The sequence below is a fragment of the Pseudomonas sp. B19(2017) genome, from assembly GCF_002113165.1.
Lineage (GTDB): Bacteria > Pseudomonadota > Gammaproteobacteria > Pseudomonadales > Pseudomonadaceae > Aquipseudomonas.
Map to the genome: position 1 here is coordinate 80,402 of NZ_NEJR01000009.1, position 24,187 is coordinate 104,588.

At 62.6% G+C, this 24,187-nt stretch carries 22 protein-coding genes and 1 pseudogene; 4 read left to right on the forward strand and 19 right to left on the reverse strand.

All coding sequences use genetic code 11. From position 1 onward, the window contains the following. Window positions 1-22: 22 nt before the first annotated feature. The 5 genes from CAF70_RS14425 to sdhC all read right to left on the reverse strand — a co-directional run bounded on the left by CAF70_RS14425 (window position 23) and on the right by sdhC (window position 6,341). Window positions 23-2,854 (reverse strand): 2-oxoglutarate dehydrogenase E1 component, encoded by a 2,832-nt coding sequence (locus CAF70_RS14425; protein ID WP_085625399.1) that lies wholly within the window; start codon window positions 2,852-2,854, stop codon window positions 23-25. Between the two features lie 246 nt (window positions 2,855-3,100). Then, complete coding sequence (locus CAF70_RS14430) at window positions 3,101-3,805, reverse strand: succinate dehydrogenase iron-sulfur subunit (RefSeq protein ID WP_011534752.1); 705 nt, start codon at window positions 3,803-3,805, stop codon at window positions 3,101-3,103. An 11-nt stretch (window positions 3,806-3,816) separates the two neighbouring features. Further along, window positions 3,817-5,589, reverse strand: coding sequence for a succinate dehydrogenase flavoprotein subunit (sdhA, locus tag CAF70_RS14435; protein WP_013973442.1), 1,773 nt, complete (start codon window positions 5,587-5,589; stop codon window positions 3,817-3,819). A gap of 3 nt (window positions 5,590-5,592) precedes the next feature. Further along, complete coding sequence (gene sdhD, locus CAF70_RS14440; RefSeq protein WP_003254214.1) at window positions 5,593-5,961, reverse strand: succinate dehydrogenase, hydrophobic membrane anchor protein; 369 nt, start codon at window positions 5,959-5,961, stop codon at window positions 5,593-5,595. After that, complete coding sequence (sdhC, locus tag CAF70_RS14445; RefSeq protein WP_012315350.1) at window positions 5,955-6,341, reverse strand: succinate dehydrogenase, cytochrome b556 subunit; 387 nt, start codon at window positions 6,339-6,341, stop codon at window positions 5,955-5,957. The genes sdhD and sdhC overlap by 7 nt, the downstream gene beginning before the upstream one ends. Window positions 6,342-6,693: 352 nt before the next feature. Between sdhC and gltA the strand changes: the two genes are divergently transcribed. Further along, a complete protein-coding gene (gene gltA, locus CAF70_RS14450) occupies window positions 6,694-7,983 on the forward strand; it encodes a citrate synthase (protein WP_085625400.1) in 1,290 nt (429 codons plus the stop codon). Between the two features lie 182 nt (window positions 7,984-8,165). Here the strand turns inward: gltA and CAF70_RS14455 are convergent, their stop codons facing one another. The 9 genes from CAF70_RS14455 to CAF70_RS14495 all read right to left on the reverse strand — a co-directional run bounded on the left by CAF70_RS14455 (window position 8,166) and on the right by CAF70_RS14495 (window position 15,319). Beyond that, window positions 8,166-8,774: an START domain-containing protein gene (locus CAF70_RS14455; RefSeq protein ID WP_178076387.1), complete on the reverse strand. Its 609-nt coding sequence runs from the start codon at window positions 8,772-8,774 to the stop codon at window positions 8,166-8,168. Between the two features lie 30 nt (window positions 8,775-8,804). Beyond that, window positions 8,805-9,059, reverse strand: a complete 255-nt coding sequence (locus CAF70_RS14460) for a YkgJ family cysteine cluster protein (RefSeq protein ID WP_085625402.1) — start codon at window positions 9,057-9,059, stop codon at window positions 8,805-8,807. 130 nt (window positions 9,060-9,189) lie between these two features. After that, window positions 9,190-9,669, reverse strand: a complete 480-nt coding sequence (locus CAF70_RS14465) for a hypothetical protein (protein WP_085625403.1) — start codon at window positions 9,667-9,669, stop codon at window positions 9,190-9,192. A gap of 63 nt (window positions 9,670-9,732) precedes the next feature. After that, a complete protein-coding gene (locus CAF70_RS14470) occupies window positions 9,733-11,175 on the reverse strand; it encodes a PLP-dependent aminotransferase family protein (RefSeq protein ID WP_085625404.1) in 1,443 nt (480 codons plus the stop codon). A gap of 282 nt (window positions 11,176-11,457) precedes the next feature. Then, window positions 11,458-12,270 (reverse strand): OmpA family protein, encoded by an 813-nt coding sequence (locus tag CAF70_RS14475; RefSeq protein WP_085625405.1) that lies wholly within the window; start codon window positions 12,268-12,270, stop codon window positions 11,458-11,460. Further along, window positions 12,267-12,620 (reverse strand): DUF4398 domain-containing protein, encoded by a 354-nt coding sequence (locus CAF70_RS14480; RefSeq protein WP_085625406.1) that lies wholly within the window; start codon window positions 12,618-12,620, stop codon window positions 12,267-12,269. Before CAF70_RS14480 ends, CAF70_RS14475 begins: the two co-directional genes overlap by 4 nt. Before the next feature lie 9 nt (window positions 12,621-12,629). Next, window positions 12,630-13,451, reverse strand: coding sequence for an ABC transporter substrate-binding protein (locus tag CAF70_RS14485; protein ID WP_085625407.1), 822 nt, complete (start codon window positions 13,449-13,451; stop codon window positions 12,630-12,632). A 188-nt stretch (window positions 13,452-13,639) separates the two neighbouring features. Continuing rightward, window positions 13,640-14,569: an electron transfer flavoprotein subunit alpha/FixB family protein gene (locus CAF70_RS14490; RefSeq protein WP_013973453.1), complete on the reverse strand. Its 930-nt coding sequence runs from the start codon at window positions 14,567-14,569 to the stop codon at window positions 13,640-13,642. Then, entirely contained in the window at window positions 14,570-15,319 is a 750-nt protein-coding gene (locus CAF70_RS14495) for an electron transfer flavoprotein subunit beta/FixA family protein (protein ID WP_023661847.1), read from the reverse strand. Between the two features lie 538 nt (window positions 15,320-15,857). Between CAF70_RS14495 and CAF70_RS14500 the strand changes: the two genes are divergently transcribed. Next, window positions 15,858-17,540, forward strand: a complete 1,683-nt coding sequence (locus tag CAF70_RS14500) for an electron transfer flavoprotein-ubiquinone oxidoreductase (protein WP_085625408.1) — start codon at window positions 15,858-15,860, stop codon at window positions 17,538-17,540. A 71-nt stretch (window positions 17,541-17,611) separates the two neighbouring features. Here CAF70_RS14500 and CAF70_RS14505 read toward each other — a convergent pair whose 3' ends face one another. The 5 genes and pseudogenes from CAF70_RS14505 to CAF70_RS14525 all read right to left on the reverse strand — a co-directional run bounded on the left by CAF70_RS14505 (window position 17,612) and on the right by CAF70_RS14525 (window position 20,724). Further along, window positions 17,612-18,013, reverse strand: a complete 402-nt coding sequence (locus CAF70_RS14505) for a type II TA system antitoxin MqsA family protein (protein WP_085625409.1) — start codon at window positions 18,011-18,013, stop codon at window positions 17,612-17,614. Window position 18,014: 1 nt separating this feature from the next. Further along, window positions 18,015-18,155, reverse strand: a pseudogene (locus CAF70_RS14510) (type II toxin-antitoxin system MqsR family toxin); the annotation flags it as partial. Window positions 18,156-18,202: 47 nt separating this feature from the next. After that, entirely contained in the window at window positions 18,203-19,528 is a 1,326-nt protein-coding gene (locus CAF70_RS14515; RefSeq protein WP_085625411.1) for an MFS transporter, read from the reverse strand. 71 nt (window positions 19,529-19,599) lie between these two features. Then, the gene (locus tag CAF70_RS14520) at window positions 19,600-20,079 is read right to left on the reverse strand and encodes a histidine kinase (protein ID WP_085625412.1); all 480 of its coding nucleotides are present in this window, start codon (window positions 20,077-20,079) and stop codon (window positions 19,600-19,602) included. 168 nt (window positions 20,080-20,247) lie between these two features. Next, a complete protein-coding gene (locus CAF70_RS14525; protein ID WP_085625413.1) occupies window positions 20,248-20,724 on the reverse strand; it encodes a sigma-70 family RNA polymerase sigma factor in 477 nt (158 codons plus the stop codon). Between the two features lie 323 nt (window positions 20,725-21,047). Here CAF70_RS14525 and CAF70_RS14530 point away from each other — a divergent pair, with 323 nt between their 5' ends. After that, a complete protein-coding gene (locus CAF70_RS14530; RefSeq protein WP_085625414.1) occupies window positions 21,048-22,220 on the forward strand; it encodes an efflux RND transporter periplasmic adaptor subunit in 1,173 nt (390 codons plus the stop codon). After that, window positions 22,221-24,185 carry a MacB family efflux pump subunit gene (locus CAF70_RS14535; protein WP_085625415.1) on the forward strand — a complete coding sequence of 655 codons (1,965 nt, stop codon included), beginning with the start codon at window positions 22,221-22,223 and terminating at the stop codon, window positions 24,183-24,185. Window positions 24,186-24,187: the final 2 nt, after the last annotated feature.

Sequence of the window (24,187 nt, forward strand, 5' to 3'; positions counted from 1 at the left end):
CGGTTTCAGGTGCGCGAAGGCATTAAACGGTGAAGGCGTCTTGCAGCAGTTTTTCCTGCTGTTCGGCGTGCTTCGATGCGTAACCACAGGCTGGCGCGGCGGAAGCGTCGCGGCCGGCGTACTCCAGGACCAGTGCCTTGTTATGGCGGCCCAGGATACGGCGCATGTGGTGCTGGCTGCTGTACCAGGCGCCCTGGTTCATCGGCTCTTCCTGACACCAGACCGCATGCTTGAGGTTGGTGTAAGGCGCGAGGATTTCGACCAGGTCGTCCTCAGGGAACGGATACAGCTGCTCGATACGCACGATGGCGATATCTTCGCGGCCCTCGGCACGGCGTTTTTCCAGCAGGTCGTAGTAAACCTTGCCGCCGCACAGGATCAGGCGTTCGACCTTGGCCGGATCGAGGCTGTCGATTTCCGGGATCACGGTCTGGAACGAGCCTTCTGCCAGGTCTTCCAGGGTCGAGATGGCCAGCTTGTGGCGCAGCAGCGACTTCGGCGTCAGCACGATCAGCGGCTTGCGCAGCGGACGGATGACCTGGCGACGCAGCAGGTGGTAGATCTGGGCCGGGGTGGTCGGTACACAGACCTGGATGTTGTGCTCGGCGCACAGCTGCAGGTAACGCTCCAGGCGCGCAGAGGAGTGCTCCGGGCCCTGCCCTTCATAACCGTGTGGCAGCAGCATGGTCAGACCACACAGACGGCCCCACTTGTGCTCGCCGCTGGTGATGAACTGGTCGATCACCACTTGCGCACCGTTGGCGAAGTCACCGAACTGGGCTTCCCAGATCACCAGCGCGTTCGGCGTGGTGGTCGAGTAGCCGTATTCGAAGGCCAGTACCGCTTCTTCCGACAGGAAGGAGTCGTACAGTTCGAACTGTGGCTGGCCCGGGAACAGGTTCTTCAGCGGTACGTAGGTGCTGGCGTCCTTCTGGTTGTGCAGCACCGCGTGACGGTGCGAGAAGGTGCCACGGCCGATGTCCTGGCCGGTCATGCGGATCGGGTGACCTTCGAACTGCAGGGTGGCGTAGGCCATGGTCTCTGCATAACCCCAGTTGATCGGCAAGCCACCGGCCTGCATCTTCTGGCGGTCTTCGTAGATCTTGGCGACCTGGCGCTGGACGACGAAACCTTCCGGGATCTCCAGCAGCTTGGCCGACAGTTCCTGCAGGGTCTTGAGGTCGAAGCGGGTGTCGTGACGCGCGGTCCAGGCATGGCCCAGATACGGACGCCAGTCGACGAACAGCTCGCGGTTCGGCTCCTTGACCAGGCTCTTCACCACGTGCAGGCCGTTGTCCAGCGCGTTGCGGTACTCGTCGATCTTGGCCTGGGCGCGCTCGGCATCGATACGGCCGGCCTGGATCAGTGCCTCGGCATACAGCTCACGCGTGGTGCGCTGCTTGCTGATCTGCTGGTACATCAACGGCTGGGTGCCGTTCGGCTCGTCGGCCTCGTTGTGGCCGCGACGGCGGTAGCAGACCAGGTCGATGACCACGTCACGCTTGAACTGCATGCGGTAGTCGATGGCCAGCTGGGTCACGAACAGCACGGCTTCCGGGTCGTCGCCGTTCACGTGCAGGATCGGCGCCTGGATCATCTTGGCAACGTCGGTGGCGTACTCGGTGGAGCGCGCGTCCAGCGGGTTGCTGATGGTGAAACCGACCTGGTTGTTGATCACGATGTGCACGGTGCCGCCGGTCTTGAAACCGCGGGTCTGCGACATCTGGAAGGTTTCCATGACCACGCCCTGGCCGGCGAATGCTGCGTCGCCGTGGATCGAGATCGGCAGCACCTTGTCGCCAACGGTGTCGTTGCGGCGGTCCTGACGGGCGCGCACCGAACCCTCGACCACTGGCGAGACGATTTCCAGGTGGGACGGGTTGAACGCCATGGCCAGGTGCACTTCGCCACCCGGGGTCATCACGTTCGACGAGAAGCCCTGGTGATATTTAACGTCACCGGAGCCCAGCTCGTTCATCTTCTTGCCTTCGAACTCGTCGAACAGCTCGCGCGGGTTCTTGCCGAAGGTGTTGACCAGCACGTTCAGGCGGCCACGGTGGGCCATGCCGATCACGACTTCCTTGGTGCCGTAGGAGCCGGAACGCTGGATCATTTCGTCCAGCATCGGGATCAGGCTTTCGCCGCCCTCGAGGCCGAAACGCTTGGTGCCCGGGTACTTGGTGCCCAGGTATTTCTCAAGGCCTTCACCGGCGGTCACGCGCTCGAGCAGGTGGGCCTGCACGTCAGCGGAAAACTCCGGACGGCCGCGCACGCTTTCAAGGCGCTGCTGGAACCAGCTGCGCTGCTCGGAATCGACGATGTGGGTGAACTCGGCGCCAATGGTGCGACAATATGTCTTCTGGAGCGCTTCGAAGATCTCGCGTAGGCTCGCCTCCTCTTTGCCGATGAACAGGTCGCCGGCACGGAAGGTCGTATCAAGATCGGCATTGGTCAAGCCGTAGTGATTGATCGACAGGTCTACGGGCGCAGGACGCTGCCACAACCCCAACGGGTCGAGCTTGGCAGCCTGATGGCCGCGCATACGATAGGCCTGGATCAGTCGCAGAACTTCAACCTGCTTCTTCTCGTGTTCACTGCTCACGCTCCCGGCGGATACCGGTTGGGCGCGGCGCTGGTTCTTTGCCAGCAGTACGAAATGGTCGCGGATTGTCGAGTGCGATACATCGGTAGCGGTGCTGCCGTCGGCGGGCAACTTCTGGAAGTAGGTGCGCCACTCTTCTGGCACAGCGTTAGGGTCGTGCAGGTAGAGCTCATAAAGCTCTTCCACATATGCAGCGTTACCACCTGAAAGGTGGGCGCTTTCCCACATGCGCTGCATCACGCTTTCTTGCATGCTTGGTCACCCTCGATTAGGGGACTGATCGGCGAGAGCCACAGCAAACCTGGAAAAGTCCGAATACAGCGACTGAACCACGCCACTTGGATCCTGCTGATTTTCCGGGTACCAGCCCGGAAAGCCCCTGCTGGTCTCATATCTTCATAGGTAATGAACGCAGGCTTTGTGGGCCCTTGTTCGGGTTTTACCTCAGTGCGGGCTCACCACCCGCACCTCGGCTTACTGCAGGTACAACACTTTGTATCAGGTGCCGCTTTGCAGCAGCATGTTACGTACGTGGCCGATTGCCTTGGTCGGGTTCAGACCTTTCGGGCAAACGTTGACGCAGTTCATGATCCCGCGGCAGCGGAATACGCTGAACGGGTCATCCAGGGACGCCAGGCGCTCCTGGGTCTTGGTGTCACGGCTGTCGGCCAGGAAGCGATAGGCCTGCAGCAGTGCGGCGGGGCCCAGGAACTTGTCCGGGTTCCACCAGAACGACGGGCAGGAGGTCGAGCAGCAGGCGCACAGGATGCACTCGTACAGGCCGTCCAGCTTGTCGCGGTCTTCCGGCGACTGCAGGCGCTCGATGGCCGGCGCCGGGGTGTCGTTCTGCAGGAACGGCTTCACCTTCTCGTACTGCTTGTAGAAGATGCTCATGTCGACGACCAGGTCACGAATGACCGGCAGGCCCGGCAGCGGGCGCAGAATCAGCTTGTTGCCCTTCACCACCGCCGACAGCGGGGTGATGCAGGCCAGGCCGTTCTTGCCGTTGATGTTCATGCCATCGGAACCGCAAACGCCTTCACGGCACGAACGACGGTAGGAGAAACCTTCGTCCTGCTCTTTGATCAGCGCCAGCACGTCCAGCACCATCAGATCCTTGCCGCCGGTATCGACCTGGAAGGTCTGCATTTTCGGCGCCGAATCGGTGTCCGGGTTGTAACGATAAACTTCGACTTGCAACATAGCGGCCACCCTTAGTAAGTCCGGACTTTTGGTTCGAAGGCTGGAACAGTCTTCGGCGCAAAGTTGACGCCACGCTTGGCGACGCGCTTCTCACCCGGGTAGTACAGGGTGTGGCACAGCCAGTTTTCGTCGTCACGGTCTTCGTAGTCTTCACGGGCGTGAGCACCGCGCGACTCTTTACGGGCTTCGGCCGCGATGGCGGTAGCTTCGGCGACTTCCAGCAGGTTCTGCAGCTCCAGCGCTTCGATACGCGCGGTATTGAAGGCCTGGGACTTGTCGTTGATCTTGACGTTGGCGATGCGGTCACGCAGGCCGGCCAGCTGCTCGATACCCTTCTGCATGTATTCGCCAGTACGGAATACACCGAAGTAGTTCTGCATGCAGCTCTGCAGCTCGCGCTTCAGGCTGGCAACGTCTTCACCAGTGGTGCGCTCGTTCAGCTTGTTCAGGCGGTTCAGGGCAACATCGACGTCGGTGTCGCTGGCGTCGCGGTATTCCACGCCTTCGGTCAGCGCCTTTTCCAGGTGCAGGCCGGCAGCACGGCCGAACACCACCAGGTCGAGCAGCGAGTTGCCGCCCAGACGGTTGGCACCGTGAACCGATACGCAGGCCACTTCACCTACGGCGAACAGGCCCGGGATGATGTGGTCGTTGCCTTCGGCGTCCATGGTGATGGCCTGGCCATGAATGTTGGTGGCAACGCCGCCCATCATGTAGTGGCAGGTCGGGATGACCGGCACCGGCGCGACCACTGGGTCGACGTGGGCGAAGGTCTTGGACAGTTCGCAGATACCTGGCAGGCGGCTGTGCAGCACTTCCTCGCCCAGGTGGTCCAGCTTCAGCAGCACGTGGTCCTTGTTCGGGCCCACGCCGTTGCCGGCGATGATTTCCTTGACCATGGAACGGGCAACCACGTCGCGGCCGGCCAGGTCTTTCGCGTTCGGCGCGTAACGCTCCATGAAGCGCTCGCCGTGGGCGTTGATCAGGTAGCCACCCTCACCGCGGCAACCTTCGGTGACCAGTACACCGGCGCCGGCGATGCCGGTCGGGTGGAACTGCCACATTTCGATGTCCTGCACCGGCACGCCGGCACGCAGGGCCATGCCCACGCCGTCACCGGTGTTGATCAGGGCATTGGTGGTGGAGGCGTAGATACGGCCGGCACCGCCAGTCGCCAGCACGGTGGCCTTGGACTTGATGTACAGGGTTTCGCCGGTTTCGATGCAGATCGCGATCACACCCACGAATGCGCCGTCCTGGTTCTTCACCAGGTCAACCGCGTAGTACTCGTTGAGGAAGGTGGTACCAGCTTTCAGGTTGCCCTGGTACAGGGTGTGCAGCAGCGCGTGACCGGTACGGTCGGATGCGGCGCAGGTACGGGCAGCCTGGCCACCCTTGCCGAAGTCCTTGGACTGGCCGCCGAACGGACGCTGGTAGATACGACCGGTTTCGGTACGCGAGAACGGCAGGCCCATGTGGTCCAGCTCGAAGACCGCAGCCGGGCCTTCCTGACACATGTACTCGATAGCGTCCTGGTCACCGATGTAGTCGGAGCCCTTGACGGTATCGTACATGTGCCAGCGCCAGTCGTCGTTCGGGTCGGCCGAAGCGATGGCGCAGGTGATGCCGCCCTGGGCGGATACAGTGTGCGAACGGGTCGGGAAGACCTTGGTGACCACGGCAGTCTTGTGACCGCCTTGAGCCAGCTGCAGCGCAGCGCGCATGCCGGCACCGCCGCCACCGATGATGATGGCGTCGAAGGAAATGGTTGGAATGCTAGCCATGGATCAGATACCCCAGAGAATCTGCACACCCCAGACGAAGTAAGCGAACATCGCAACGCCGCATACCGCCTGGAACAGGAAACGAATCGCAGTTGCCGACTTGCCGAACGACATTGGCGTCAGGTAGTCGGTCGCAATGGTCCACATGCCGACCCAGGCGTGAGCGCCCAGGGCAACGAGGGCCAGCAGACTGAAGATCCGCATCGCGTTGTTGGAGAACAGACCATGCCACTGGGTGTAGTCGATGCCTGGGTGGGCGACCACGTAGCCGATCAGGAAGAGGAAGTAAGCCGCGAGAACGACCGCAGAAACGCGCTGCGCCATCCAGTCATAGAGGCCCGAACGCGACAGGTTCGTGACATTGGTTACCATACCCAAACTCCCACCAGAACGATCAGCACCACGGAGATGACGATCACGATTTTCGAGCCCAGCTTGCCGCCTTCCAGCGTCTCACCGATGCCCATGTCCATGATCAGGTGACGTACACCTGCCACGAGGTGATAAAGCAGGGCGGACAGCAGGCCCCAGGTCACGAATTTGGCCAGCGGGCTGGTCAGACACGCCTTCACCTCACCAAAGCCTTCCTCGGAACCCAGCGACTTGCCCAGTGCATAAAGCATGATGGCAAGGCCGAGGAACAGGATGACGCCGGAGATACGGTGCAGGATGGACGTGTACGCAGTGACGGGGAGCTTGATAGTCCTTAGGTCTAGGTTTACAGGTCGTTGGCTTTTCACGGCTTTTTTCACACTGAAGAGCCCCTAGCGAATCAGGGCAAAGTTGTTGGTAAGTGTACTGGTCAGGTACCCACCACCCAGGGAACGGCGACCCCCAGCAGTTCGGGCTTGCAAGCCCCTGGCGGTCGGGTTGCGAGTATAGACAGTTAGGCTGCTCATGACAACGTGACGGGGTAGCCCAAATAGCGCATTGCCTTTAACGGACAAAAGGCGTAAATGGGCGAGAATTTCGCTAAAAAACAGGCCTCAATGCCTGTTTCAACAAGCCTTTAGGCAAATTGACATCTGAATTTATCCCTCTATAGTGGTGCGGGCCCTGCGTGGGGGGTCTGTCTGATGATTTCAAGCATTAATAGGAGGCCACATGGCTGACAAAAAAGCGCAGTTGGTCATCGAGGGCGCTGCCCCCGTCGAGCTGCCCATTTTAACCGGCACCGTTGGTCCTGATGTAATCGACGTCCGCGGGTTGGGGGCCACTGGTCACTTCACCTTCGACCCTGGTTTCATGGCGACCGCCTCGTGCGAGTCGAAGATCACCTACATTGACGGCGACCAGGGTATCCTGCTGCACCGCGGCTATCCGATCGAGCAGCTCGCCGAGAAATCCGACTACCTCGAAACCTGCTACCTGCTGCTCAACGGCGAACTGCCGAATGCCGAGCAGAAGGCCCAGTTCGTCAGCACCGTGAAGAACCACACCATGGTTCACGAGCAGCTGAAGTCATTCTTCAACGGCTTCCGCCGCGACGCCCACCCGATGGCGGTGATGTGCGGCGTGGTCGGCGCCCTGTCGGCGTTCTATCACGACTCCCTGGACATCAATAACCCGCAACACCGCGAAATTTCCGCGGTGCGCCTGGTCGCCAAGATGCCGACCCTGGCCGCGATGGTTTACAAGTACTCCATGGGCCAGCCGATGATGTACCCGCGCAACGACCTGTCGTACGCGGAAAACTTCCTGCACATGATGTTCAACACCCCGTGCGAGATCAAACCGATCAGCCCGGTGCTGGCCAAGGCGATGGACCGGATCTTCATCCTCCACGCCGACCACGAGCAGAACGCCTCCACCTCCACCGTTCGTCTGGCCGGCTCGTCGGGTGCCAACCCGTTCGCCTGCATCGCCGCCGGTATCGCCGCACTGTGGGGCCCGGCCCACGGCGGTGCGAACGAAGCGGTACTGACCATGCTCGATGAAATCGGCGATGTCTCGAACATCGACAAGTTCATCGCCAAGGCCAAGGACAAGAACGACCCGTTCAAGCTCATGGGCTTCGGTCACCGCGTTTACAAGAACCGCGACCCGCGCGCCACCGTGATGAAGCAGACCTGCGACGAAGTCCTGCGCGAGCTGGGCATCAAGAACGACCCGCAGCTGGAACTGGCCATGCGCCTGGAAGAGATCGCCCTGACCGATCCGTACTTCATCGAGCGCTCGCTGTACCCGAACGTCGACTTCTACTCGGGGATCATCCTGAAGGCAATCGGCATTCCGACCAGCATGTTCACCGTGATCTTCGCCCTGGCACGTACCGTAGGCTGGATCTCGCACTGGAAAGAAATGCTCTCCAGCCCGTACAAGATCGGCCGCCCGCGCCAGCTGTACACCGGCGAGCAGAAGCGCGACATCGTTGCGCTGCAGGACCGCAAGTAAGCTTTAATAGCCGAACGCAAAAAAGGCTGCCCTTGGGCAGCCTTTTTTATTTCCGCTTTCCTGTTCCGGCCTCTTCGCGGGTAAACCCGCTCCCACAGGGCCCCCACAGACCCTTAGATGTGTGGAGATCCTGTGGGAGCGGGTTCACCCGCGAAGAGGCCAGCAAAGACAACGCAATACTGTCAGTTTTTCTCGGCCCGCTCCCGCAACCCTTTCAGGGTATTGAACGGCGCATCCACCACGAACTTGTTGGCCACCATCGCCGGCACACTGCCACCCGGCTCGGTGTGCACCTGATAGGTCACTTCCGTGCTGTCACCCTTGGGCTCCAGTTTCCAGAAGCCTTCGACCTTCGCCACCCGCACGAAGCCCTTCTCTTCCGGGACATAGGTCGGCTCTTCCTTCAGGTTGCGGACCAGGCTGCCATCAGCCTGCTTCACCGTGGTCACATGCAACACCGAGTCCCGCGGCGTCACCGGCCATGGTGTATTGAACTGGGTATAGGTCCAGACCTGGTCACCTTCCTGCTTGAGCACCTTCTGCATCTTGCATTCGTGAATCCACGCGCAGGCCCCGACCACATCCTCCTGCAACGCCTGCACCTTGGCCAGCGGTGCCTTGATCACGGTGACGCCGCGGTAAGCCTTGTACTTGGAACCGGCCACTTCGCTGAGGGAAACCTTGATCCCCTCCTCATCCTTGGCCACCTGCCAGTTTTCGGCCCAGGCCGCCGGCGACAGCAGCACACCCATGCCACACAGCAGTGCAATACGCTTGAACGATCTCATCATGTTTATCCTTGTTGTTGAAGATCCAGCCTGTCACGCCGCCGTCACCTGCTCCCACCAACCGAGAATCCTGATCGCCTCGTCACGGTCACTGCCGCACACCTCGACATCCGCCTTGAAACCGCCACACACCGCCGGCCGCTCGGGTTTGCCGAACAGGTCGCAGAGGTTGTCGACGGTCAGGTGCAGGCAGCGCTCGCCAGCCGGCTTGCCATTGGGCATACGCGGCATCGCAGAGGTGATGGACGGGGCGATGCAACAGGCACCACAGCCCTCACGGCAATTCATGGCTATTCACCAAAATCAGGACCCCCTGGAACAAAACGGGACGAGCGTCCCTGGATAGTAACCGCTCAAACAGGCGTTTGAAATTACTGGCATGATGAAATCTGCCGTGACCCGGCAGTCAGTTCACCGATTACTGGCGGTACTCGAAATCGATCGCTGCCCCTTCCACGTCGCGACGGCTGTCATTGCGCAGTTGCAGCTGCATTTCGTTGTTGATCAGCCGACCATTGAGCTGGAACGGGCTGTCGTTGCTCTCTGGCTTTTCAGTGAACATGGGCGGCAGCAAAGGTTTACGACGCTGGACAGGCGGAAGGCTACCCACATTCGGCTCCAGGTTATCGACCATATCAGCAGGCAGGCTGAGGTCGAGTCTGGCCTTGGGCAATGGTTTGGCAACCGCCTTGCTCACCGGCTTGCGGGCCGGCCTGGCCTTGCTGTTGCCGGCCTTTTTTGCCGCCGGCTTCTGCACGGGTTTGGCTGCCCCTTTTTGCGCAGGCTTGCTCTGGACGGCCTGCGCCTGGCCTGCCGGCTGCGCAGCCTGGGCAACGCCCACCAGACTGCAGAGCGGTACGAGGCACAAGATCAAGGCAAAACGGCGCAAAGCATTCATGGCAAATGGACAGACTGGCAGGAAAAGTGCGTATGCTCCCTGTTCCTCAGGCGCGTGGCAAGCCTACAAAAGTGCGGCCGCTGGCTCCCGGCACAATTGCTGGGCCAGCAGGCCGAGCGTGATCACCGCGCGCTCGGCCTCCTTGTTCCAGGGTATACCGCAATTCAGGCGGATACAGTGGTTGAATTGTTCGGTGTTACTGAAGATCAGCCCCGGCGCAATACTGATGCCCTGCTCTAGCGCGCGCACATGCAGCTCCTGGGTATTGACCCGCCCGGGCAGGCTCACCCACAGGATGAAACCACCCGTCGGTCGCGTCATCTGGGTACCCTCGGGGAAGTGCTGCTGCACCGCCAGCTGGTAGGCACTGAGGTTCTTGCGGTATTCCTGGCGGATGTAGCGCAGGTGCCGGTCGTAGCCGCCATTCTCCAGGTAGGCCGCCACCCCCATCTGCGTCACGCTGCAGGCCGAATGGGTGCTGAAGGTTTGCAGGCGCTGGATTTCATCCTGATAGCGCCCGGCGATCATCCAGCCTACGCGCACACCGGGAGACAGGGTCTTGGAAAAACTCGAGCAATAGATCACCCGGTCCAGCCGGTCGAAGGCCTTCAGCGCCTTGGTCTTGCCCTGCTCGAACATCAATTCGCCATAGATGTCATCTTCGACGATCTGGATATCGAAGTCCGACGCCAGGCGCAGCAACTGCTTCTGACGCTCTTCCGGGACGGTGCCGCCCAACGGGTTGCTAAGGCGCGCAGTCAGTACCAGCGCCTTGATCGACCACTGGTTGGCCGCCAGTTGCAAGGCTTCGAGGCTGATGCCGGTGGCCGGGTCGCTGGGGATCTCGATCACCTTCAGGCCCAGCAGGTCGGCCAGTTGCAACAACCCGTAATAGGTGGGCGATTCAGCGGCGATCAAGTCACCGGGGCGGGTCAGCACGCGCAGCGACATCTGCAGCGCATCGACACAGCCATGGGTGACGATCACTTCACGCGGGTCGACCAGTACGCCGGCATCACGCATGCGAATGGCGATCTGCCGGCGCAGCGGCTCGAAACCGGGGCTGAACATGTAGCTGAAGGCACGCGGGCTGTGGAAGCGCGTCACCTTGGCAATCTGCTGGTGCAAAGCACGGACCGGCAGGTAGTCGACATGCGGCACAGCGGCGCCAAAGGGGAACACGCCATCACGGCGAGCCTCGGTCAATACCTGCTGGATGATACTGGCGCGGGTGACCAGACCGGGGCGCTCCACCCGGGCGATGTCCGGGGTTTGCGCGGTCAGTGCCGGGGTCTGGTGCACGTAGTAGCCAGACTGCGGCCGCGCACGGATCAGCCCCTGGTCCTCAAGATTGGCATAGGCCTGCAGCACCGTGGCATGGCTGACATTGAGCTGGGCGCTCATCTTGCGCACGGAGGGTACCCGCTCGCCTGGCTGGTAGACACCGCGACGGATGTCATCGGCCAGTTGCTGGGCGATACGCTGGTACAGCAGCAGGTTGGTCATGGCTGGCTCTCGACGCGCGGACGGGCTCGTTGTTCTTGTGTAGCTCATTGACGGTAGAGGATACCGTAACAGTTGCAAAGTGTACTGGGACAGATCGCAGGATAGTCAACAATACAGTTGCGTGACAGCTATAGAAACGATTAAGCCGACAACCTGCCGGGACCCTGTGGGAGCGGGCGAGCCCGCGAACACCGGCGAAGCCGGTGCCAACAATCGCGTCGCCTGCTTCGCGGGCACGCCCGCTCCCAGAGGACCGCAAAGCGGCCCCCTGCTTATCGGCGGTCAGCGCGCCGGCGCCAGCTTGCCCTTGTCATCGGAGAACACGATCTCCACACGGCGGTTCTGCGCCCTGCCCCGTTCCGAGGCATTGGCCTCGATCGGGTACTGGTCGCCATACCCTTCAACCTGCAGGCGCTTCTCGTCGATCCCCAGGTCGACCAGCATGTCGGCCACGGCCTGCGCCCGGTCGCGAGACAGCTTCAGGTTGTCCTCCGCAGGGCCTGTGCTGTCGGTATAGCCCTCGATCCGCACCACCCGGCGCGGGTTGAGCTGGAGGAACTGCACCAGCTTGAGCACAGTACGGCTGGCCGAGTTCTTCAGGTCGGCACGGCCGGTGTCGAACAGCACGTCACCCAGGGTCATCACCAGACCACGGTCGGTCTGCTCCGAGGCCAACGCGGCGATCTGCGACTCGATCCATTTGCCCTGCTGCTGCACGCTGGCCAGTTTGGCCTCGCGCAGGGCCAACTGCAGGCGCTGGCGCTCCAGGTCAAGCTTGGCCTGGCGTTCCTGGTTCAGCGCCAGCTTGGCATGCTCGCTGGCGATCTCGCTGTAACGCTGGCTCAGGTAGGCGTAATGACGCACGTCGGTACCGGTGCCGATGTAGCTGGAAAGCCGCTCGGCGCGGGCCAGCGATTCGCCAGCGCGAATCACGTCACGCGGCGCGCTGCGCAGCACATCGGAATCATCCTTGACCTTCTGGAAGGCCGCGGTGGCTTCATCCAGTGCTGCGCTGCTGCGCTGGCTGGCGCAACCTTGCAGGCCAGCCGTCAGGGCCAGCACTGCCAGCGCGGCCAATGGCATGCGACGGATCATGGCTGCACCTCCAGCTGCTTGCGCAGGCGCTTGACCCGCGACTGCAGCAGTTGCAGCTGCTCTTCGCTCTTCTGGTTCAGCACCTGGGCCTCGGCCAGACGCGCATCCAGTTCGGCCTGCTCGGCACGCATGCGCGCATCGCGGTAATCTTCGGTGACCATGTTGGCCTTGGCCCGGGCCAGCTTGTCTTCGGCCAGCTTGAGCGCTTCGACCTGTTCAGTGGCACCGACGGCCCTGGCCTGCTCCAGTGCCTGTTCGGAAATGCGCATCTGCTCGTTAGGGGCCGGATCGTTGGCACAGCCAGCCAGGCCGAGCACGGCCAAGGCAAGGATTAGTGGTTGGGTTCTCACGCAATCTTCCTAGTGTTTGGGGGTGCCCGACGGCACTTGCAACTGCGCTTTCCAGCGCTCGACATTACGTTGCAGCACGGCCTCGGACGCACCGGAGATCGGCAATTCTGTCAGTTTTTTCGCCAATTGCCCACGCAACCAGCTGTCATTGCAGGCCGAATTGTGCGACAGGGCCAGGTACAAGCCTGGCCGATCCACCGGCAGGCCGCGGGCGATCAGGTCATTGCTCATGCCCAGGCTCTGGGCCATGGCCATGCCTGAATAGCGGCCAGCGAGCACATAGTCCACCTGGCCGAGCACCAGTTTCTGGAACGCCTGGGTCAGGTTCTGTGCCGGCACCAGCTTCAGCTGGGCCTTGGCAAAAGCGGTAAAGGCCGGGGTCAGCCGCGCGCGCTCGGACACACTGCCCTGGTACTGGGCCAGGTCCGCCGGGCCTTCGAAGGCCAGGGTAGCGTCGTGGCGCGTCCACACCATGTATTCGTTGAGCAGCAGGGGTGGATGGATATAGTCCAGCGCGGTCAGTTGCTCCACCTGCATGGGGGTGTCGAGCAGCAGGTCCATGCGCCCGCTACGCACTTCTTCCAGCGCCTGGTCACGCCGGCCGGCATTCAGCACCTCCACCTTCACGCCCAGCTCGCCAGCCACCTGACGCAGCAGGTCGACGTTGGCGCCGATCAGGTGTTTCGGGTCTTGCGGATCCTGCCACGAATAAGGTGGCGCATCAGGGCTGCCGGTTGCCACCAGGCGCTCGCATTTACCTGCGGCCATGGCCAGTGGTGACATCAACAGCGCCACACATGCCAGCGCCCTACCCGTTCCGCGCAACGTCATCCCTCACTCCTTGTATTGCTTGATCCGTCGCTATCGCCGGCAAGCCAGCTCCCACAGGTACAGCGCAGTGCTTCAGGGCGGTGCAGTACCTGTGGGAGCTGGCTTGCCGGCGATTGGGCCGGAACTGACCACAAAAAAACCCGGCCCCCTGTACGAGGGCCGGGTTCTTTATAAGTGAAGCAGGCGGATCAGACCAGCTTTTCCAGCTCCGGAACCGCTTCGAACAGGTCAGCGACCAGGCCGTAGTCGGCTACCTGGAAGATCGGCGCTTCTTCGTCCTTGTTGATCGCCACGATCACCTTGGAGTCTTTCATGCCGGCCAGGTGCTGAATCGCGCCGGAGATGCCGACGGCGATGTACAGCTGTGGCGCAACGATCTTGCCAGTCTGGCCGACCTGCATGTCGTTCGGCACGAAGCCGGCGTCGACCGCGGCGCGCGAAGCACCGACGGCAGCGCCAAGCTTGTCGGCCAGGCTGTACAGGTGCTTGAAGTTGTCACCGTTGCCCATGCCACGGCCGCCGGAAACGACGATTTTGGCAGCGGTCAGCTCTGGGCGGTCGGACTTGGCCAGCTCTTCGCCAACGAAGGCCGAGATGCCGGCGTTATGGGCAGCGCCAACGGCTTCGATGGCAGCCGAACCACCTTCGGCGGCCACGGCGTCGAAACCGGTGGTACGCACGGTGATGACCTTGATGGCCGCGCTCGATTGCACGGTGGCAATAGCGTTACCGGCATAGATCGGGCGTTTGAAGGTGTCGGCGGACTCGACCGAGATGATCTCGGAAATCTGGTCCACATCCAGCAGCGCAGCAACGCGCGGCAGGATGTTCTTGCCGTTGGTGGTGGCCGGGGCCAGCACGTGGCTGTAGCCCTTGGCCAGCTCGACGATCAGCGGCGCAACGTTTTCCGGCAGGACGTGGGCGTAGGCCGCGTTATCAGCAACCAGCACCTTGGCCACACCAGCAATCTTGGCAGCAGACTCGGCAACGCCGCCGACGTTCTGGCCAGCGACCAGCACGTGCACATCACCACCAATCTTGGCAGCAGCAGCAACAGTGTTCAGAGTGGCCGGGGCTACGGCACCGTTTTCGTATTCAGCGACAACCAGGATAGTCATTTAGATTACCTTCGCTTCGTTCTTCAGCTTCTCGACCAGTTCGGCCACCGATTTGACCTTGATGCCAGCGCTGCGGGCAGCCGGGGCTTCGACTTTCAGGGTCTTGTTGGTGGAGGCGAGGGAAACGCCCAGCGCGTCTGGAGTCAGGGTCTCCAGCGGCTTCTTCTTGGCCTTCATGATGTTCGGCAGCGACGCGTAGCGTGGCTCGTTCAGGCGCAGGTCGGTGGTGACGATGGCCGGCAGGTTCAGTGCAACGGTCTGCAGGCCGCCGTCGATTTCACGGGTGACGTTCAGCTTGTCGCCAGCCACTTCGACCTTGGAGGCGAAGGTGCCCTGGGCGAAGCCGGTCAGCGCAGCCAGCATCTGGCCGGTCTGGTTGTTGTCACTGTCGATGGCCTGCTTGCCGAGAATGACCAGCTGCGGCTGCTCTTTGTCGACAACGGCTTTCAGCGCCTTGGCCACGGCCAGGGAGTTCAGTTCGTCAGCGGCTTCGACCAGGATGGCACGGTCGGCACCCAGGGCCAGGGCAGTACGCAGCTGCTCCTGGGCAGTGGTCGGGCCGACGGAAACGACGACGATCTCGCTCGCCACGCCCTTTTCCTTCAGGCGCACGGCTTCTTCCACGGCGATTTCGCAGAAGGGGTTCATGGACATCTTGACGTTAGCAAGGTCGACGCCGGAGTTGTCCGCCTTGACGCGAACCTTGACGTTGTAGTCGACCACTCGTTTGACAGCTACAAGAACCTTCATGGATTCCTCGTTACTCTCCGGTGAATAGATAGTCGCCTGGGGCCAGGCCCGGCGATGCGCGTGGGTACAAGGGCACCTCTAAAAACGTACCGGGAGGCAGAGGTTTAACCGTGACCGAACAGTCTTGTCCGGACCCTTGCGTCAAATACTCACGGGTCATTTTCTGTCGTGGCGTGTAAACTCCACTACAAACCGGCCAAAGGCCGCAAAACCCTGCTCCACACCTGGTCTTTAGAGGTGTACCTGCGCCCGGCTGCAAGCCTACGGCGAACGTAAAACCGCTCGTATCTTGACCGTAACACCCAATCCGGTCAATACGGCAAATCGGTCACCCTCCAGCCGCGTTCCTGTGATTTTACTGGCCTGCGGCAAATTCAAACAAACGTTTGTATTGGACCCGCCAAGTGGTGTAGATATAATGCGCGGCCAAGACAAAACGGTGTAGTCCGTCATTTGCCCAGCTACAGTTCCGCCGTTGCGTAGAACCGCTGCGAATGCCCCCGCGCACCCATAAGACAAAGCAACAGCACGAGCCTTGATGAGTAGGAGAGAACCAGTGGAACGCGAATACATGGAATTCGACGTGGTCATCGTCGGCGCCGGCCCGGCGGGCCTGTCCGCCGCCTGCCGCCTGAAGCAGAAGGCCGCCGAAGCCGGTAGCGAAATCAGCGTCTGCGTGGTGGAAAAAGGCTCTGAAGTCGGCGCCCACATCCTCTCCGGCGCGGTGTTCGAACCCCGCGCCCTGAACGAGCTGTTCCCTGACTGGAAAGCACTCGGCGCGCCACTGAACACCGAAGTGAAGCGTGACGACATCTACGTGCTCAAGGATGCCGCCAGCTCGACCAAGGTGCCTGACCTGTTCGTGCCCAAGACCATGCACAACCAGGGCAACTACATCATTTCGCTGGGCAACCTGTGCCGCTGGCTGGCCCAGCAGGCCGAGAACCTGGGCGTGGAAATCTACCCGGGCTTCGCCGCCCAGGAAGCACTGTTCGACGAGAACGGTGTGGTCCGCGGCATCGTCACCGGTGACCTGGGCGTTGACCGTGAAGGCAACCCGAAGGACGGCCTGTACACCCCGGGCATGGAACTGCGCGCCAAGTACACGCTGTTCGCCGAAGGCTGCCGTGGCCATATCGGCAAGCAGCTGATCAAGCGCTTCAACCTCGACAGCGAGGCCGACGTCCAGCACTACGGCATCGGTCTGAAAGAAATCTGGGAAATCGACCCGGCCAAGCACGAGCAGGGCCTGGTGGTGCACACCGCCGGCTGGCCGCTGGACGTGATGGCCAAGGACAACACCGGTGGCTCGTTCCTCTATCACCTGGAAAACAACCAGGTGGTGGTTGGCCTGATCGTCGACCTGTCCTACGCCAACCCGTACCTGTCGCCGTTCGACGAGTTCCAGCGGCTGAAGCACCACCCTGTGATCAGCCAGTACCTCGAAGGTGGCAAGCGTATCAGCTATGGCGCTCGCGCCCTGGCCAAGGGCGGCATCAACTCGCTGCCGAAAATGGTATTCAATGGCGGCGCGCTGATCGGTTGCGATCTCGGCACCATGAACGTAGCCAAGATCAAGGGCAGCCACACCGCGATGAAGTCCGGCATGCTGGCCGCCGAAGCGGTGGCTGACGCTCTGATCGCCGGCAGCGAAGGCGGCGACCAGCTGAACGGCTACGTCAGCGCCTTCAAGGCCAGCTGGCTGTACGAAGAACTGTTCGCCAGCCGCAACTTCGGCCCGGCCATGCACAAGTTCGGCCCGCTGCTGGGTGCTGCGTTCAACTATGTGGACCAGAACTGGTTCGGCGGCAAGCTGCCGTTCACCCTGCACGACACCAAGCCGGACTACGCCTGCCTGAAGCTGGCAGCCGAGTCGCAGAAGATCGACTACCCGAAACCGGACGGCAAGCTCAGCTTCGACAAGCTCAGCTCGGTATTCCTCTCCAGCACCAACCACGAAGAGGAACAACCCTGCCATCTGAAGCTGACCGACCCGAACGTGCCGATCGCCAGCAACCTGCCGCTGTACGACGAGCCGGCCCAGCGCTACTGCCCGGCGGGCGTGTACGAAGTGGTCACTCAGGAGGACGGCAGCAAGCGCTTCCAGATCAACGCGCAGAACTGCGTGCACTGCAAGACCTGCGACATCAAGGACCCGGCCCAGAACATCACCTGGGTCACTCCTGAAGGCGCTGGCGGGCCGAACTACCCGAACATGTAAGGCCCCTGCCCTTGCGCTGACAAAAGCCCCCGGTTCTCACGAGCCGGGGGCTTTTTGTTGCCTGCCAAGAGTCAGGCAGTACGCACTTCCTCGAAGAGCTCTGGGTGGCGGTCCAGCAGCTTGAGCAGTTTTACCAACGCCACTGGCGGCGTGGTCTTGCCGTTTTCGTAACGAGAGAACGCATTGACCCCACCACCGAAAATTTCCCCTGCTTCACGCTGGTCGAGGTCGAACTTCCTGCGCATTGCTGCAATGAAGGCAGGATCAACAACGGCTCCATTGACTTGTCGCTCAAACGCCGACATCAGGTCACTCATGCGCTGCGCCTCTCCCATGCCGAGTATCACCTCACCACAAGCAGGGCAGTAGTCGCCATAAACATCGGGAATAACGGTAGTTTCACCCTTGTAGCGATAAGGCATGTCCTTGGATTGCGCGACCAATTCCGCTCCTCCACACAGTGGGCATTTCATTTCACAGCTCCTTGAAAGACACGATGAGCAGGTCGTCAACCACCATCAACTTGAGGTAAACCCTTCCTACAGCGGTCTGGGGACGATAGACGTCCTGCCAGACTCGGTGATTGTTGTAGGTCGTCATGCTCTTGTGAAAGTTAACCCCCGCCCGGAAGTCTGCCTCAATGCCCTACAGCCGTTACCGGCTCATTTGTCACCACACATGATCGGCACCGGCTCCGCCGCAAACGCCAATGGCTCACGACGCCCGAAATACAACGCTGTCAGCAGCCCGACCGTGCCCATGACCAGACAAAAACCGACACACACCCACGGGCTCCATGGCATCAGTGCGATCAGCGCCAGCGGTGTGGTGCTGGCCCACAGTGCGTAGGCCACGTTGTAGGTGAAGGAAATGCCCGACACGCGGATTTCGGCCGGGAACAGCCCGACCATCACCGACGGCACCACCCCTACCACGCCGCAGGACAGGCCCGCCAGCGCATAGGCCAGCCAGGTCATGCCCCACTGCCCCACCAGGCTGGCGTACAACGCGCCGATGCCCAGCGGCAGCAGCAGGCTGTAGAGCATCAGCGCGCGCCAGGCGCCCACCCGGTCGACCAGCAATCCGGCCAGCACGCAACCGATATTGAGGAAGACGATGCCCACGCTGCTCAGGGCGAAGGTGTGCCCCGCCGTCATGCCGAAGCGCTGCTGCATCACCGTCGGGGTAATCACCACCAGCACCACCACGGCGGACGTCAGCACACAGGTCAGCAGCGCCGCCGGGATCAGCGCCCGGCGGTGTTCGCCCAGCACCCGTCGCAGCGGGAAGCTCACCGGCTGCTCCTGGCGCGCGCGCAGGGCGAGGAACACCGGTGTTTCACTCAGCCAACGGCGCAGCCACACGCCGATCACGCCGAATACCCCGCCGAGCAGGAACGGATAGCGCCAGGCGTAGTCGAGAATTTCCTGCGGGGTGAACAGCTGCGCCAGCAAGGTCGCGGTCAGCGCCCCCAGCAGGTAGCCGAAGGTCAGCCCGGCCTGCAGGAAACCCAGGGCGTAGCCGCGCCGCCCGGCCGGCGCATGCTCGGCAACGAAGGTCCAGGCACTCGGTACCTCCCCGCCCACCGCCGCACCCTGCAGGATGCGCAGGGCCAGCAGGATCAGCGGCGCGGCATAGCCGATGTCGGCGTAGGTCGGCATCACCCCGATCAACAGGCACGGCAGGGCCATCATCAAGATGCTCAGGCTGAAAACCCGCTTGCGTCCCAGGTGGTCGGCGAAGTGCGCCATCAGGATGCCGCCCAGCGGCCGCGCCAGATAGCCGGTGACGAAGATCCCGAAGCTTTGCAGCAGGCGCAGCCATTCGGGCATCTCGGGCGGGAAGAACAGCTGGCTCAGGGTCAGCGCAAAGAACACGAAGATGATGAAGTCGTAGATTTCCAGCGCGCCGCCCAACGCCGCCAGGCCCAGGGTCCGGTGGTCGCCGCGGCTGAACCGGGGCGGGCGAGCGGTATCGATGGCAGTCATGGCAGGTTCCGCAAATCGGCAAAGGGCAAGAGGATAGCAAATAGCTGCCCCCTTGCCCCGCCCGCGCGGCTTTAGCGGTTGAACATGCTATTGACGAAATTGGCCCTGGGCCGTGGCCGCGCCGTGGCAGCCGGCATGGTGCCCGGCAGCGGCAGCTTGCCGACCAGCAGCGGCGTATCGATGATCGCCATGAATGCCTCCAGCGCCTCGTTATCGGGCACCTGGGGCAGGCTCAGGCTGACTGCCTGGCGCTCGGTCTGCGGCACCGAGGGCACTTGCAACTGGGCCGAGTGGTAAAGCAGGGCATGCTGGATCTGCGTGCTGACGCGGCAAAAGCGCGCCAGGTCGACCCCGGCACGGCTGGCCAGCTCGATGTTGCCCAACAGCAGGTGGAAAGGCTGCAAGGCACTAAACACCAGGCGCTGCAGCTCCTCGAAGCTGTCCACTGGCGCTATCCGGTAGTAACCCAGGCCGTTGAGCAGCCGCTCCAGTTGCAGGCGCTGGCACGGTTGTGCGTCGGCGATGAGGATGCGCAGGGTCTTGTTGGCCATGGTCGGACCTGGGCAGTTGGGTAATGGGTACGCTCCATGACCATACTGCGCCAGTGAAGGCTGCTGCCAACGCTACGCCTGGCAGGGGTCTTCTTTGATAGAAGTCGGGAAAACCGAGGAAATCAAGTGATCGACTGACGGAATTTGCATTTGCCTCCAACCCGGCGATCAGGATTCCCACTCGCGCATGCGCACCCGGCAGTGCTTCATGGCATTGACGATGTGCTTTTCCACCAGGCTGCGGGAAATTCCCAGATGCTCGGCAATCTGCTGGTGGGACAGGCCATCGAGCTTGCGCAGCAGGAAGCTGTCGCGGCAGACCTTGCTCAGCTCGTCCAGGGCGCGCTGCATCAGTGCCAGGCGCTGGTCGAGCTGCATATCGTGGGTCGGCGCCGGGGTATGCCAGCGCTCGTCGCTGTCCAGCACCTCCAGCGGCTCGGCCTGGCGCACCTGATGCCGACGGTGGCGGTCGACCACCAGGTTGAGCGCGGTGCGGTAAAGAAAGGCACGCGGGTGCTCGATGCGCTCGCCGTCGGTGCGCTCCAGCACCCGCAGGTAGGCATCGTGCGCCACGTCTTCGGCGGCCTGACGATTGCCCAGGCGCGCGCAAAGGAAACCCACCAGTTCGCGATAGTAATGTTCCACGACGTTACCTGAGATCGTCCTGCCAGCCTATGCCAGAAAGCCTTTTCAGGCAGCAACGCGGGACCGAGTGATGTCAGCGTGCGATCTTACAAATTATAATTATTCTCAGCAACAAGGCGCATGGAGCAACACCGTCCCTCCCACAGGTATGCGCTCTTCTGTGGGAGCGGGCATGCCCGCGAAGAATTCAACGCGGTGCATGGCACCGGCTGCGCCGGTGTTCGCGGGCACGCCCGCTCCCACAGAGATCGCGCCAATCTTCCCACGCTAAATCCCCCCCTGCCGCTTTCGTCTATCTGGCACCCCCTCGGCTGGATGTCTGCATGAGACCTTTAACCAACACCCGTCGCCGGCTACTGCTCACCGGCCTGGGCCTGCTCGGCCTGGGCAGCCTGCTGGCCTGGAAGGCTCTGCCCTACGGCGCACAGCCGCTGAGCACGGTCGCCGTGACCCGCGCCGACATCGAAAGCAGCGTCACCGCACTGGGTACCCTGCAACCGCGTCGCTACGTGGACGTTGGTGCCCAGGCGTCGGGGCAGATCCACACCCTGCACGTGGAAGTCGGCGACACGGTGCGCAAAGGCCAACTACTGGTCGAGATCGACCCTTCGACCCAGCAGGCCCGGCTGGATGCCGGCCGTTATTCGATCGACAACCTCAAGGCCCAGCTGGCCGAACAACGCGCGCAGTTCCAACTGGCCCGACAGCAACTCAAACGCCAACGCGACCTGGCGGCCGCCGGTGCCACCCGCGACGAGGACGTACAAACGGCTGCCGCACAGTTGAAGGTCACCCAGGCGCGCATCGACATGTTCCAGGCCCAGATCCGTCAGGCCCAGGCCAGCCTGCGCAGCGACGAGGCCGAGCTGGGCTACACGCGCATCTACGCGCCGATGGACGGCACGGTTGTGGCGGTGGATGCGCGTGAAGGGCAAACCCTCAATGCCCAGCAGCAGACCCCGTTGATCCTGCGCATCGCCAAGCTTTCGCCAATGACCGTGTGGGCCCAGGTGTCAGAGGCCGACATCGGCAAGGTCACGCCGGGCATGACCGCCTACTTCACCACCTTGGCCGGCGGCAAGCGCCGCTGGACCAGCACCGTGCGGCAAGTGCTGCCGATCCCGCCCAAGCCACTGGAGCAGGCCAGTCAGGGCGGCGGCAGCCCGGCCAGCGTCAGCAATGGCAGTGCCGGCAGCCAGGTAGTGCAGTACAGCGTGCTGCTGGATGTCGACAACCCCGACGGCGCGCTGATGGCAGAGATGACCACACAGGTGTTCTTCGTCGCCGGCAAAGCCAGCCAGGTGCTGACCGTACCACTGGCCGCACTGGACGACGGCGATGGCCTGCGCCTGGCGCATGTGCTGACCCGCGACGGAAAGGTGGAACAGCGCCAGGTGCGCACCGGCCTCAGCGACCGCCTGCGGGTGCAAGTGCTGGACGGCCTCAACGAAGGCGAACGCCTGGTGATCGGCGCCCCTGGCGTCAGCGGAGGTTGAATGAGCACGCCCCTGATCGAGCTGGTCGACATCCGTAAATCCTACGGCGGCGTCGAAACGCCCAAGGTCGATATCCTGCATGGCATCAACCTGTGCATCCATCCTGGCGAGTTCGTCGCCATCGTCGGCGCCTCCGGCTCCGGCAAGTCGACCTTGATGAATATCCTCGGCTGCCTCGACCGCCCCACGTCCGGCAGTTACCGCTTCGCCGGCAAGGATGTGGCCGAGCTGGGCAGCGACGAACTGGCCTGGCTGCGCCGCGAGGCGTTTGGCTTCGTGTTCCAGGGCTACCACCTGATCCCATCGGGCTCGGCCCAGGAAAACGTCGAAATGCCGGCCATCTATGCCGGTATCGCTGCCAACGAACGCCACGCCCGCGCCAGCGCCCTGCTCGGCCGCCTGGGCCTGGCCAGCCGCACCGGCAACCGCCCGCACCAGTTGTCTGGCGGCCAGCAGCAACGGGTGTCGATTGCCCGGGCCTTGATGAACGGCGGCCATATCATCCTCGCCGACGAGCCCACTGGCGCCCTCGACAGCCACAGCGGCACCGAAGTGATGGCGTTGCTCGACGAGCTGGCCAGCCAGGGCCATGTGATCATCCTGATCACCCATGACCGCAACGTCGCGGCGCGGGCACAGCGCGTGATCGAAATCCGTGACGGCCTGATCATCAGCGATTCGGCCGGCGAACAGCCCACGGTCGAGCACGGCCGCGGGCTGCAGGCCGAGCAGCTGCGCCAGCGCCTGGACCGTGGCGCGACTTTGCACGGGGCGTGGAAAGGCGAATTGCTCGAAGCCCTGCAGGCAGCCTGGCGGGTGATGTGGGTCAACCGCTTCCGCACCGCCCTGACCCTTCTGGGCATCGTCATCGGCGTGGCCTCGGTGGTGGTGATGCTGGCCGTGGGCGAAGGCAGCAAGCGCCAGGTCATGGCGCAGATGGCCGCCTTCGGCTCGAATATCCTCTACCTCAACGGCAAGCCGGCAAGCCCGGGCGAACAGGCCGGCACCATCACCCTCGACGATGTCGCTGCCATCGGCCAACTGCCGCAGGTCAAACACGTGATGCCGGTGATCGGCGAAAAGATGATGGTGCGCCAAGGCAACAACAGCCAGCGGTTCTATGTGGGTGGCAACAACACCGGGTTCCCGGAGATTTTCAACTGGCCTGCGGTGCAAGGCGGCTTCTACACCGATGCCGATGAAGCCAATGCTGCCGCGGTGGCGGTGATCGGCCAGAAAGTGCGGGAAAAGATGCTCGACCCTGGCCGCGACCCTGTGGGGCAGTACCTGCTGATTGGCAATGTGCCGTTCCAGGTAGTCGGCATCCTGGCCGCCAAGGGCGCCAGCTCTGGCGACCAGGACAGCGACGGGCGCATCGTGGTGCCCTACTCCGCTGCAGCCATCCGCCTGTTCGGCCAGCGCGACCCGGACTACATCGCCGTTGCCGCCCTGGACTCCACGCGGGTCAACGAAGCCGAAGCGGCCATAGACAAGCTGCTGCGCCAGCGCCACAACGGCCGCCAGGACTTCGAGCTGACCAATGACGCGGCGCTGATCCAGGCCGAGGCGCGCACGCAGAACAGCCTGGCGCTGATGCTGGGGGCGATCGCCGCGATTTCGCTGCTGGTGGGCGGCATCGGCGTGATGAACATCATGTTGATGACCGTGCGCGAGCGCACCCGTGAAATCGGTATCCGCATGGCCACCGGCGCGCGCCAGCGCGACATCCTGCGGCAATTCCTCAGCGAGGCAGTGATGCTGTCGATGGTCGGCGGCCTGGCCGGCATCGCCCTGGCCCTGGCCATCGGTGGCGGCCTGATGCTGGCCGAAGTGGCGGTGGCCTTTGCCCTGCCCGCCATGCTCGGCGCCTTCGCCTGCGCCGTCGTCACCGGCATCGTGTTCGGCTTCATGCCCGCGCGCAAGGCCGCACGCCTCGACCCGGTCAAAGCCCTTACCAGCGTATAACC